The sequence below is a fragment of the Flammeovirga aprica JL-4 genome (genome assembly GCF_012844305.1).
GTDB classification, from domain to species: Bacteria; Bacteroidota; Bacteroidia; order Cytophagales; family Flammeovirgaceae; genus Flammeovirga; species Flammeovirga aprica.
In genome coordinates this window covers 1-1,282 of the sequence record NZ_JABANE010000294.1, presented here as the reverse complement: position 1 = coordinate 1,282, position 1,282 = coordinate 1, and the positions used below count along the sequence as shown (strand labels likewise).

Genomic DNA, 1,282 nt, shown 5'->3' with positions numbered 1-1,282 from the left:
ACGGTCATTGGTGTAAGAATTTGGGTTTCTAAATTAGCCCCCACCTTTTCTTTAATGGTTTTGCCATAAAGCCGAACGACCATTTCCGAAGCCACAAATCCATAATGCAAACTCGACCAAGGGTGAATTTCTTCCATAATGGTTTTCAGTGCAGATGCGTGGTCTTCCGATTGAATCAAAGTCTGCAGATCAGCATGCAAGTAATGATTAGGAATATGGAATACAAAAGATCTTCCACCCGTTTTTCTGATTTCTTCTATCTCGTTTTCAGAAGTGTTGTGAATATAAATATCGTCTTCTTGGATTACGGATTTGTAAGTGTCGTCCTCTCCATCAGCACCTTTTTCTTTGACAAAAGCAACTCCTTCGTTTTGGATCACATACTTCATGGATTGTGTCATTTTCTTGATGAATTGCGTTTGCTCTTTTGTCGCTTCATCCGAATCAATAAATAAGCAATCCATATTTTCTTCCCATATTTTAGGAGAGTTGATAGGGGATTCTATCCTAGGAATTTGTCGTTTTATGATTTGATGGGCAAACTTGATAATCTGACTTTCCTGTGCCTGACGGAACACTTTTTTAAGATGGAAACAAGGAACTACTTCACTTTCTATCAAATCTTTCAATACATTTCCGGCCCCCACGGAAGGCAACTGATTAGGGTCGCCGATAAAGAGTACTTGGGCAGATTTTGGAATAGCTTTAAGCAGTGAAGCTGAAATGGAAATATCAAGCATAGAGCATTCATCGATAATGATAAAATCCACTTCCAAAGGATCTTCTTCGTTCTTTTTGAATTGTCCCGTATTGGGTTGCCATACTAATAGGCGGTGAATGGTCTGTGCTTCTCTTCCAATTACTTCTCCCATACGCTGTGCCGCACGACCTGTAGGAGCGGCTAACAGCACACGTTTTTTCATGGCTAAAAGTAATTTTACCAAAGCCTTCGTTGTCGTCGTTTTACCACATCCAGGACCGCCGGTTAAGATCGAAAAAGATTGTTGAACTGCCCCGTAAACGGCATCAAACTGTTCATCACTCAGAGGAAATTGTTGTTTGGAATGGAATAAATCCAGCCATCTTTTTACACGCTCAGCATCCACATTTACTTTCTCCTTTAAAAAGGACTTAACGATCTTGGCAGTGTTCAATTCATCATAAAAAAGGGATTTAGAATAATAGCATTTGATTTCCAATTCACCCATTTACTTCATTCTAGTACAGAGATCATTATCCTTTTCCATGGCTTCAATTTCAGAAATCACCAGCTCTTTGAAAT

The 1,282-nt window shown here is 39.3% G+C and carries 1 protein-coding gene; it reads right to left on the bottom strand.

Going from position 1 to position 1,282, the window contains the following annotated elements:
* Positions 1 to 1,208: ATP-dependent DNA helicase (locus tag HHU12_RS36110; protein WP_169661155.1), on the bottom strand; the 1,208-nt coding region annotated here is incomplete at its 3' end.
* Positions 1,209 to 1,282 lie beyond the last annotated feature (74 nt).